The 10,218-nt window shown below is 67.6% G+C and carries 5 protein-coding genes and 1 tRNA gene; 3 read left to right on the forward strand and 3 right to left on the reverse strand.

From position 1 onward, the window contains the following. The first annotated feature begins 44 nt into the window (after positions 1–44). On the forward strand, positions 45–1,070 hold the full coding sequence (locus JZ791_RS25705; protein ID WP_216897794.1) for a YlbL family protein: 1,026 nt from the start codon (positions 45–47) through the stop codon (positions 1,068–1,070). Positions 1,071–1,100: 30 nt separating this feature from the next. Here the strand turns inward: JZ791_RS25705 and JZ791_RS25710 are convergent, their stop codons facing one another. Further along, positions 1,101–1,700: a PPA1309 family protein gene (locus JZ791_RS25710; protein ID WP_216897795.1), complete on the reverse strand. Its 600-nt coding sequence runs from the start codon at positions 1,698–1,700 to the stop codon at positions 1,101–1,103. A gap of 213 nt (positions 1,701–1,913) precedes the next feature. Here JZ791_RS25710 and JZ791_RS25715 point away from each other — a divergent pair, with 213 nt between their 5' ends. Then, positions 1,914–4,916: a UPF0182 family protein gene (locus JZ791_RS25715; protein ID WP_216897796.1), complete on the forward strand. Its 3,003-nt coding sequence runs from the start codon at positions 1,914–1,916 to the stop codon at positions 4,914–4,916. A gap of 108 nt (positions 4,917–5,024) precedes the next feature. On the opposite strand, the gene JZ791_RS25720 is transcribed toward JZ791_RS25715, so the two are convergent. Continuing rightward, positions 5,025–5,573, reverse strand: a complete 549-nt coding sequence (locus tag JZ791_RS25720; RefSeq protein WP_216897797.1) for a transglycosylase family protein — start codon at positions 5,571–5,573, stop codon at positions 5,025–5,027. Between the two features lie 568 nt (positions 5,574–6,141). On the opposite strand from JZ791_RS25720, the gene JZ791_RS25725 reads away from it, so the two are divergent. Next, positions 6,142–6,215: transfer RNA gene (locus tag JZ791_RS25725), tRNA-Met, on the forward strand. A gap of 85 nt (positions 6,216–6,300) precedes the next feature. Here JZ791_RS25725 and JZ791_RS25730 read toward each other — a convergent pair. After that, positions 6,301–9,615, reverse strand: a complete 3,315-nt coding sequence (locus tag JZ791_RS25730) for a hypothetical protein (RefSeq protein WP_216897798.1) — start codon at positions 9,613–9,615, stop codon at positions 6,301–6,303. Between the last annotated feature and the right edge of the window lie 603 nt (positions 9,616–10,218).

Genomic DNA, 10,218 nt, shown 5'->3' on the forward strand with positions numbered 1-10,218 from the left:
TAGGCTACGCGGGTGGCAAAATCCGAGCCGCTACCCTGGGCCGGGTGAATCGCCGGATCCTCACCCTGCTGGCCGCCCTCGTGCCAGTACTCGTGCTCGGAATCGTGGGCAGCGCCGTGACGGTGCCCTTCGTGGCGTTAGGCCCCGGTCCGACCTTCAATACGCTAGGCGTGGTCGAGGGCAAACAGGTCGTCGACGTGCGGGGGGCGGCGGTGAATCCGACCTCCGGCAATCTCAATATGACCACCGTGTCCGTTCGCGACGGGCTGAATATCTTCGAGTCGTTCGGGCTCTGGGCGGACGGGAACTACGGTCTGGTGCCGCGCGCGGAGGTGTACCCGCCGGGAGTGCCGCGCGACCAGGTCGACAAGTCCAATCAGGCGGACTTCAAGAGCTCCGAGGACAACGCCGAACTGGCCGCGCTGCACTATCTGAAGTATCCGACGAGCGTCGAACTGGCCGTGGTCGCCGACAACGGTCCGTCCAAGGGGCTGCTCGACAAGGGCGACCAGGTGGTCAGCGTGGCGGGTAAGCCCGTCGCGACCTCGCAGGACGTGGTGAGCGCGGTGCAGGGCGCCAAGCCAGGGACGGTCGTGCCGATCGTGGTGCGCCGCGGCGGGGCCGAGCAGACCGTCCAGGTGACGCTGGGCGCCCGCCCCGACGACGCGTCCAAGGGCTACCTCGGCGTGACGCCCGACGAGCAGGCGCAGGGCCCGATCAAGGTCGATTTCAACCTGGCCGACATCGGCGGGCCCTCGGCCGGGCTGATGTTCAGCCTGGGCCTGGTGGACAAGCTCAGCACCGGAAAACTCAACGGCGGCAAGTTCATCGCCGGGACAGGCACCATCGATCCGGACGGTAAGGTCGGCCCGATCGGTGGCATCCAGTACAAGATGATCGCCGCCCGCGCGGCCGGTGCGCAGACCTTCCTCGTGCCCGCGGACAACTGCAACGAGGCCCGCCAGCGCACGCCCAAGGGGCTGCGGCTGATCAAGGTCGACTCGCTGACCACCGCGGTCGACGCCCTGAACGAGCTCAACGCGGGTAAGCCCACCCCCGCCTGCGGTTAGACCGCCCGCGCGGTGGGGTGAGCGGTCCGGTCAGAAGTCGTCGGGGTCGTTTTCCAGGGTGTGGGCGAGGGCTTCGACGATGTTCGGGGCGAGGTTGGGGGCGGTGCGCAGGTCCAGTTCGTCGCCGAAGGGGTTCTCCTCGTCCTCCTCGGGACGGATCTGGAGCAGGCACAGCGAAACGCCGTCGCGCAGGACGCCCGCGAACAGGCGGGCGTCGCGGCGGCCCGGATGGGTGATGGCGGCCTCGCGTCCGGCGCGGTCGGCGGCGTCGTTGTCGGCCAGCAGCGGGGCGATGGCGTCGTCGAGGGTCTGTTCGGCGTCGGGCGGCAGCACCACGATCTGCTGGACCAGCACGCAACCGTGCACGGCCTCGGGCCAGCTGGTGGTGGCCAGGAATTCGTCGAGCGCGAGTTCGCCGTGCACGTCGTCCGGAAAGGGTTCCTGCGCAATGGGAGTCAGCACCGCGCCGTCGTCGAGCTGGTCCTGCAGCGCCGGTTCGGCAGCCACCAGATCCGCCGTCGGCACCAGGGCGAACATCTGCGGTGGCCGGTCCCACCCCTCCGCATCGGCGAACTCCGCCACCTCACGAATGCAGCGGTACAGGGCGGAGGCCGGGTTGTCTACGGTCACGCGCGCTGAGTCTAGGGCGTGCGACCATGTCTGCCGAACACATCCCCCATCAGCACGTACACGCGCATGGGAACCAGATCGGTGCACGTTGTTCGCTTTTCCGTAGAGTGGGGCCGAACGGTCCGCCAGGACCACCCCGCCACCAAGACGCAACTGCGGTGCACCGGACGTTGATTCACGCCCGGACGCCGCCGGACCTGGGAGAGTGTCATCGTGGGCATGCGCCCCCCGACAGGCTTACCTTCGCTGTCCCGCCGCAGCCGGATACTGCTGCTGACCGCCCTCGTACTGGCCGCGCTGCTGCTGGTCGGGCCTCGGCTGACGGATGCTTACACCAGCTGGCTGTGGTTCGGCGAGGTCGGATTCCGCCAGGTCTTCACCACGGTCCTGGTCACCCGGATCCTGTTGTTCCTGGTGGTGGCGATCGTGGTCGGCGCGATCATCTGGCTGGCGATGCTGGCTGCGTACCGGGCGCGTCCGGTCTTCGTGCCCGTCTCGGGCCCCAACGATCCGATCGCGCGCTACCGCACCACCGTGATGGGCCGCCTGCGGCTGTTCGGCATCGGCCTGCCGCTGGTGGTCGGTCTGCTGTGCGGGCTGGTGGCGCAGTCGAGCTGGGTCACCGTGCAGCTGTTCCTGCACGGCGGCGCGTTCGGGGTGAAGGACCCGCAGTTCCATCTGGACGTCAGCTTCTACGCGTTCAATCTGCCGTTCTACAAGATGATGCTGAACTGGCTGTTCGTCGCCGCGGTGATCGCGTTCTTCGCGAATCTGGTGGCGCACTACATCTTCGGCGGTCTGCGGCTGTCCGGGCGCGAGGGCACGCTGAGCAGTCCGGCGCGGATTCAGCTGGCGGTCACCGCCGGGATCTTCGTGCTGCTCAAGGCGATCGCCTACTGGTTCGACCGGTACTCGCTCCTGATGAGCACCCGTAAGGAGCCGACCTTCACCGGTGGGTCGTACACCGATATCAACGCCGTGCTGCCGGCCAAGCTGATCCTGCTGTCCATCGCGGTCATCTGCGCGGTGGCGTTCTTCGCCGGCGTGGTGCTGAAGGATCTGCGGGTTCCGGCGATGGCCGCGGCGCTGCTGGTGCTGTCCTCGATCCTGGTCGGCGCGGTCTGGCCGCTGATCGTGGAGCAGTTCGAGGTGCGCCCGAACGCGGCCACCAAGGAGGCCACGTACATCTCGCGCAATATCCAGGCCACGCGCGCCGCCTACGGACTGGGCGGTAACAAGGTGCAGTACGTCCAGTACCCGGGCGTGCAGACCAAGGATCCCGCGACCATCCCGGCCGATCAGCAGACCATCGCCAACATCCGCCTGCTGGATCCGAATGTGCTGTCTCCCACCTTCCTGCAGAAGCAGCAGCTGCAGAACTTCTACGGCTTCCCCGACACCCTGGACATCGACCGCTACACCGTGAACGGTCAGCTGCAGGACTACATCGTGGCGGCCCGGGAACTACAGCCGCAGAACCTGTCCGGCAACCAGCTGGACTGGATCAACAAGCACACCGTCTACACGCACGGTGACGGATTCGTCGCCGCACCGGCCAACCGGGTCAACCAGGCACCGCCCAAGGAGACCGAACAGGCAGCCTCCGGCGTCACGAACAACAGCAGCGGCAGCGGCGCGGCCTCGGGGACCTACGGTTATCCGGTCTTCAACGTCGGCGACAAGACGACGGTCAGCGACCTGTTCTCGACAATGCCCCAGGCGATCCCGGTCACCCAGCCGCGTATCTACTACGGCCCGCTGATCTCCAAGTCCGACGCCGACTACGCCATCATCGGCGGCAATCGCCAGCCGCCGCGCGAATACGACACGAGCACACAACAGTTCACCTACGGCGGCAAGGGCGGCGTGCCGATCGGCAACTGGTTCAACCGGTTGACCTTCGCCGCCAAGTACGCCGAGCGCAACATTCTGTTCTCCGGTGCGATCGGCTCGGATTCGAAGATCATCTTCAACCGGGATCCGGCCACCCGGGTGCAGCAGGTCGCGCCGTGGCTGACCACCGACGGCGATGTGTACCCCGCGGTGGTGAACGGGCGCATCCAGTGGATCGTGGACTGCTACACCACGCTCGACAACTACCCCTACGCCCAGCACTCCTCACTGGACGGGCTGGCCCAGGACAGCATCGACGAGACCACCGGCCGGGTGTTGCCTCGCAAGGAGGTCAGCTACATCCGCAATTCGGTGAAGGCCACCGTCGACGCCTACGACGGCACGGTGAGCCTCTACGCGACGGATCCGACCGATCCGGTGCTCAAGGCGTGGGAGGGTGTGTTCCCCGGCACGGTCAAGCCCGCCAGCGCCATCACCCCGCAGCTGCGCGCGCACTTCCGCTACCCGCAGGACCTGTTCAAGGTGCAGCGGGACATCCTGGGCCGCTACCACGTGGACGATCCGCGGGAGTTCTTCACCAACAACGCGTTCTGGTCGGTGCCCAACGATCCGACCACCGACACGCCGACCAATGCGAATCAGCCGCCGTATTACGTGCTCAAGGGCAATCCGGCGACGGGGCAGCCGTCGTTCGACCTGACCAGCGCGATGGTCGGCTACAAGCGCCAGTTCCTGTCCGCCTATATCTCGGTCAGCTCCGATCCGACCGATTACGGCAAGTTCACGGTGCTGGAGCTGCCGCAGGATTCGCAAACCCAGGGCCCGGCGCAGGTACAGACGTCGATGACCACCGACGCGCGGGTGTCGAACGAACGCACGACCCTGACCGGCGGCAATACGAACAAGATCAGATATGGCAACCTGCTGACGTTGCCGATCGGCAACGGCGGCATTCTCTACGTCGAGCCGTGGTATCTGGAACGCAACAGCTCCAATGCGTCGTTCCCACAGTTGGTCAAGGTACTGGCCAGCTATAACGGCAACGTCGGCTACGAGGCGACCCTGGGCGACGCGCTCAACAGCATGCAGTCGGGTCTGGGCGGGGCCGCGACCCTGCAGCCCGGACAGTCCTCGAGTCCGCCGCCGAGCCAGAGCACCCCGTCACCGGGCCAGGGCGGCACGCCGCCGCCGGCGCTCCCGCCGACCGGTTCCTCGGCTGCGCGCGATGCGGCGGTGCAGGAGCTCAACTCCGCGCTCAAGGGAGTGAACGACGCGCAGAAGTCCGGTGATCTCGGGCAGCTGGGCACGGCCTTCCAGGCGTTGCAGAAGGCGATCGACGACTACAACAAGTCCGGGGGATAGGGCTCGGTAGTTATACGAACGGCGTCGCCATCGATCACGATGGCGACGCCGTTCGCTGTCCCGGTATGGACGGATATGGGCCGGTCGGGGCCGGTCGGGGGGACTCGCTCAGCGCCCCAGAAGCTCGATCAGGCTGCTGTTCTGCTGCAGGAGCTGCTGGTACTGCGGATCGAAGCCGAGCTGCTTGGCCATCTGGGTTCCGGTCCCCTCGGCCTGCAGGATCATGGCCTGGTGGCTGCCGGGCGCGGGCTGCGGGACCACGGCCGGCTCCGGAGCGGGGGCCGGGGCGGGCTTGGGAGCCACCTGGGTGCTCGGGCCCCAGCGCAAGTACTTGCCGCAGACCGGCCAGGCGCCGGACCCCTGGGTGTCGAGCACGTTCTCCGCGACCCGGACCTGCTCGTCCTTGCTGGCGCTGCTGGCCATACCGGTGCCGCCGTTGGCCCGCCAGGTGCCCTGCGTGAACTGCAGGCCGCCGTAGTAGCCGTTGCCGGTGTCGGTGTGCCAGTTGCCGCCGCTCTCGCACTGAGCGACACCGTCCCAATCGTGGGCGGGTGCGGCCGAGGCGGATTCGGCGAATGCGAACGGGACGGCAACAAGAGCGCCGGTGACGGCTGCGAGGCCGAGGGCGCGACTGCTGATCTTCCGGTTCTTGTTCATGTGGTTGTCCCTCCCCGCGCCCACCGGTCCTGGCGGAAATGCTCGCCGCGTCCCTGCCCCCGGGTCGTTGGGGTTTGCCGAACCGCGGGGCAGGGTAGTCGGTGTGCAGCGGTTCGAACTGGGTGCCCTTCTCGTTTCGAGCCGGGCCGTCCACGACCATAACGAATAGATTTCGGCAGATCACGTCTTGATAACATGCGTAATTGCATGAAGCGTATAACCGGAATTCAGGTGTTGATGCAGGCTGGCTATGCCATATTCGGCAATTCTGGACGGTCTGTTATTCGACCGTTATGTGTTCCAAATCACGTGCGCATGTGATATCGGTCACGCGGTATTTTGGGCATATGCGAGCGGCGCGCCGATTTGCAAGCACCATATAGGGCGTGTGCGCCATCCGAACGGTTTCAAATATTGGACGAAATGTGATCCGCATCACCGTATTTCGCGGGCGCCCTCGGATGTGATCGCAAGATCGTCTGGGAGTCCCTTCGGATCCGTCCGATATGGGTCTTGACCAGCCGATTTGCCATCTCCGAACACCCCTGTGTAATGTTGTGTTCACCGACGCGGGGTGGAGCAGCTCGGTAGCTCGCTGGGCTCATAACCCAGAGGTCGCAGGTTCAAATCCTGTCCCCGCTACTAGTGAAAAAGGTCCGGAACCACCAGGTTCCGGACCTTTTTCATATCTATCGGTCCGCGGCCCGGAGGGTGCCGGTTGGCTCTTTCATTCGGGCAGGGTGAAGACGTTGTGCGCGGCGCGTCGCACGTCGGGATGGGTGTGCGAGCGCAGGCTCGACAGCAACTCGGGCCACGGCGCATCCCAGAGGTAGGCGCTGCCGCACCGCCCGATCAGCGCCACGGCCGCCAGTGCCGTGGCCGGATCGGATGCTCCGGCGAGGTCTCGTGCCAGCGGAATCAGGGTGACCGCGGGGGTTCTGTCGATGTCGTGGCTCAGCCGGTCGAGCAGATACCGGGAGGGGCCGGTCAACAGGGCGCCGACGGCCAGTGGGGCCAAACCGGCGATCGCGCGGGCCGCCGACTCCGGTTCGGTCCAGCGAACCGCGGCGAGAGTCAGCTCGATGATCTGCTCGTGCCACAGCGGATTCGCCCCCAGCGGCCGACAGACCGCGGTGGCGACGGGGCGGGCGACGTCGCGGGTGCGAATCGTGGGTGTCAGCCACTTCAGGACGATGGTGAGCCGCTGGCGAGCGGGCAGGTCCCGGTCGGGGAGCGGTTCGGCGTCCTCTGCGCGCAGTAGCCGCTCGACCACGGCCGTCACGGTCGCGGGATCGCCGTCGGCGGCGACCTTGGCCAGCATCGCGCGCATCGCGGTGGTCCACAGACCGAGCTCGGACAGATCGGTGAGCCGGGTGAGCAGGACGGCACCGGTGTCCGGTGGGGACCAGCGGTACCACCGGGCGAGGGCGTCCAGGGCCTGACCGGCCACCCGGTGATCGGCGCTCGCCGCCAGATCACGCAGGAATGCGGCGAACCGACGCCGCTGCCCGATGGCCAGTACCAGCGGCGAGATGCCGAGTACGGCCGCCGCCACGTCGGGATCGGCGGCGCCCTCCGCGAGCAGCTGCCATGCCCGCTCGTGCCCGAGCAGCGAAGGACTCGCCGACATCACGGTGCGGCGGACGTCGCGGTGCAGTCCGGGGCGCTGCCACAGCGCATCGATGATCGCCATCGCGTCGGGGGCGCGTAGGTCGGCCAGCAGTCGCACGCCCTCCTTCACCGCGGTGATCTTTGGCGAATCCAGCAGCGGCGCAACGGCTTCGCCGAGTCGATCCGGTGGAAGCGAGCCGGCGCAGGCGGCGATGGAGCCGACCGCGACCCGAGCGCGGTCGCCATCGGTGTAACGGGCCAGCACGGCGATGGCGCGGGAAGGTTCGTCGCTGTTGCTCAGGGCGGTCAGCGCCGCCTCTGCCACGGTGGGGTCGTCGTCGCCCGCGAACCGCTCCACCAGCTCGAATGTGCCGGGCAGCCTGCCCAATCGGCGTACGGCGCCGATGCGTTCGAAGCGCGCTGCCTTTTCCTGTCGGGCGTATGAATCCAGCAGGCGCGCATAGCGATTCACGAATAATGGCGCCCAGTGTTCGAATCCGCCGGGGAACATCGGGACGAAGACGGTGGGCGGCGACCAGAATCGGCCCCGAGGCGAGGAGTCCAGCACGGCGTCGAGCAGATCGGTGCGACGATACGCGATCATGGCCAGCACCTGCGGGAGCGTGACCACCGAGGCGTCACGGCGCAGCAGTTCGTCCAGATGGTCGTCACGGGTGGCGGGATCGGCGCATTCGCCCAGGACCAGCCGTACCGCGCGGTCAACCTGATAGTCGGCGTCGGCAGAGCAGGCCCGCACGAGTAGACGCTGCAGGCCCGGGACGGTGCGGGCGCGCCGCGCCAGTCCCTCGGCCAGTTCCAATGTCAGGTCCCAGCGGTTGCGGGCCGCGTCGTCCGCCAATCGCTTCTCCAACGCGTCGAACAGGCGCTGTTCGGCGCCGCGGGGCAGGTTCTGGTGCAGCCCATACAGATTCAGCGATACGGACAGCTCACCCAGGCGCGTGGTGATACGCAGTGCGCAGTCGGTGAAGTCGGTGTCGCCGGTCTGCGCGCCGCGTATCAGCAGCGTGCTCGCTATTGTCGTCACTACCGAGACGGTCGAATACGAGCGGTCGCGGGCGGCGAGGGCATCCCCGGTGATTGTGTCGAGCGCGGTGAGTGCGGCGGGTGTCAGTAGTGACATCGGAAGGGCCGCGATAGCGTGTAAGGCGCTCGCGCGCACGGGATCCTGCTCGTTGCGCAGACGAGTCGACATGCTCAGCAGGTCCAGGATCACCTCCGGGTCGCGGGTTCCGGCGGCCGCGGTCGCGAGCAACTGGTAGCCGCGTGCCCGCTCGTCCGCATCCGGCCGCCGGATCGTCTCGGTCAGAACCGGTTTCGCCTCATCCCACGGCAGGCGCGCGGTGAGCAGTTCGGCGACGTCGGGCAGGTCTGCGCCACCCGGGCGGGCCAGCAATTCCCGTGCCACGGCGGCGCGTTCGCCGCGGGGCAGGGCGTCGAGAATGAGCGTATCCACCTGGCCGGGAGCGATTCCACGCCGGGTGAGCAGGGCGCGTGCGATCGGGCCGCGTCGAGCGGGTGGCACGGTGAGCAGGAATCGATGCCGGTCCCTGGGCGTGCATGCGGTGTAGATCTCGCGGAGCGCCTCGTCCGGCAGGGTCAGCAGGGCCGCCCACAGCGCATGGCCGGCCAGATCGCGGCCGTGCCCTGTGGGATGCAGGACGAGCGCGCGCATCGCCCGGGCGTCGTGCCTGGCCAGCAGGCCGGCCACCGGTCGCAGGCTGGATATCGGCACCTCGGTGACCGCCTGCGCGGCCAGCGACAGGAGTAGCCCCGGATCGTGCTGCGCCGCCGCGGTCACATTCGTGGTCAGCCATTCCCACAGCTCCCGCCACTCGTCCCGGCCCGCCCCCGGCGCGCGAGAGACGACGAGATCGAAGACGACCCCGATATGCCTACGGCCCAATACTCGCCACCCCGTCATCGCATACGCCAGTTCAGGCAGGGCCGCGGCGACCACGTCGGTGGAGCAGTACGGCAGTATCTTCGCCGCCTCGGCCGCGCCGAACAGCTCCCGTGTCGGCTCCAACAGCGCATCGGCCAGCCGCGTCCGGTCGCCATGCCCCAGGGCCCGCCGCATTCGCACGCGGGTGCGCCGGGGCAGTCGCGGCAGCCGGGCCAGCACGACGTCCGGTTCGACGTCCAGCCGGATCAGGGCGCTCAGAGCCCTCCCCGTGCACTCGGGATCTTCCGAATCCAGCTGGGTGAGAAGATAATTGCGACTCCCTGCGACGAACGCCAGCTGAATGGCGATCAGCCGCTCGTAGCGCACGCCCGCGGAGAACTCGTCCAGCAGTTCGTCCATTGCCGGACTCCCGGCCAGCCGCCGAGCCTCCCGCGCGATCGCCGCGTACCGCCGCGGCACCGACAGCGCCGCCGTCTCGCGCAGAAGATGGTTCCCCAAGCCGCTCATGGGGGCCTACGGTACTGCCGTCGCCGCGCTGGGGCACGGGTATTTCGGGCTCGATGCCGAAGGATGTGCGTGCCCCGTGCGTCTCGCTGGGCGTTCTGGCCCAGGATGGCTGTTACACAAAGGATGTCGTGTCGATGTCGAGCGAGCACTAGCCGACCGGCGGTCGCAACGGCATGCATGATCAGCGGAGCCTCATCGACGGGGCGCGCCTGGGCCATGAAGTCTCGCGTGTTCGCAGAGTCTGGAGGTTCGACGTCGTCGGGATGCTTGGTCAGGCCGCATTCGTTGGACCGGTCGACCGGCGTAGGTCGATCAGTGGGGCCGCGACTGTTTCATGGCGACCCATCGGGATCTTCGATCGGTTCAACCCTGTCGGGCGGCGCGAGCGAGAGTCACCATGGACGGCGACACGATGTAGAGGAGTGTGAATGGTTGTCTCGGCGCCTGGGCTGGGGTCAGTGACGGGTACGGTGCTGACCGGTGCTCAGATCTCGCCGGCCTATCGGGTGGATCGGTCGGGGTACGTTCCGGACGGTGCGCCGGAGGTGGTCATCGTCGCGGCGGACGTCGAGGATGTGCGCCGCGCCGTGAGCTGGGCGGGGG

It is taken from the genome of Nocardia alni (assembly GCF_019038435.1).
Lineage (GTDB): Bacteria > Actinomycetota > Actinomycetes > Mycobacteriales > Mycobacteriaceae > Nocardia > Nocardia alni.

Bases quoted from the DNA above. Each gene is read 5' to 3' on its own strand.
- JZ791_RS25720 (WP_216897797.1), bottom strand. From the start codon at position 5,573: ATGAACAAGAACCGGAAGATCAGCAGTCGCGCCCTCGGCCTCGCAGCC.
- JZ791_RS25730 (WP_216897798.1), bottom strand. From the start codon at position 9,615: ATGAGCGGCTTGGGGAACCATCTTCTGCGCGAGACGGCGGCGCTGTCG.